Source organism: Caldanaerobius fijiensis DSM 17918 (genome assembly GCF_900129075.1).
GTDB lineage: Bacteria > Bacillota > Thermoanaerobacteria > Thermoanaerobacterales > Caldanaerobiaceae > Caldanaerobius > Caldanaerobius fijiensis.
Window position 1 is genome coordinate 1 of record NZ_FQVH01000088.1, and the last position, 1012, is coordinate 1012.

Annotated in this window: 1 protein-coding gene; it reads right to left on the reverse strand. The window is 49.3% G+C overall.

Going from position 1 to position 1012, the window contains the following annotated elements; translation table 11 throughout:
- Nucleotides 1-996, reverse strand: a 996-nt coding sequence (locus BUB87_RS14485; protein ID WP_268761663.1) for an RNA-guided endonuclease InsQ/TnpB family protein, incomplete at its 3' end; no start/stop codon positions are given.
- Nucleotides 997-1012 lie beyond the last annotated feature (16 nt).

Consider the following 1012-nt stretch of genomic DNA (forward strand, 5'->3'; position numbering starts at 1 on the left):
TGTGGTTTTTCTCCACACAAACAGGTTGACCGCAGGGCGTGCCAGCGCGCCCACTACTCCTGACTGAATCGGCACAGCCGCTCCAGTCTCACGGAGATACCTCTGCAAAATGTTATACGCTCCCACCACATCCGCATTGAACACTTTATCGCAGTGAACAAACAACCCGCGGTATATACGGGCTTCTTTCTCCCTCTTACCGCATAACGGACATGTGGTGCTCGTACTTCTCTCCGATACCTTTATCACCCGTATCCCTGCAAGAGCTGCCTTATAGGTGAGCAGCTCTATTATTCTACCAAATGGCCATTCATGAAGCTTTTGGTTGCCCGCATCTCCCCAGTTTTTGTCCTCGCGAATACCTTTTAATTCGCCTACCACAATCGTGGAAACGTTGTGGGCAACCGACAGGTTAACCAGCCATCTGGTCAGAACGTGCAGGTAGTGATTTCGCTGTCTGCCCCATTTGATATTTAATCTGATGCAACGCTTGCTATCGGACTTGGTACACTTGGCTTTTTCTTTCTGAAAGTATCGGTCGAGAGCCAGAAGTTCACCACCGGGTACGATGAAGGAAAAACCATCGGTGATAAATCCTGCTGCTATGTTTACAATCCCCAGGTCAATCGCCATGATATTGCCGGTTTCACGGTACTCAATCGGAACTTTGTGGATGATATGCAGGTACCAGTCGCCCGTTCTCGGTTCGTATATCAGCTTGACCTGCTGCACCTTACCGAGCACGATGTCCGGTTGAAGTTGGTACTCCAGAATTAATTCTCTTCTGGCATAAGTTCTGGGCAACCTCAGCCGCACCCTTTTATCGGGTAGCAGTTCAAAAGCACTTTGCTTAAACGTTACGGTGCTGATGGTATCTTTTTTTCTGAATCCCGGTGGATGGGCTTTTTTATCACCACTTTTTCGATGGGAAAACCATGAACGATAGGAATCGTCCTGCTCACCCAGGATTTCCTGCGCCGACTGGGACGGCAGCAGCTTGTACCAGCGGTTG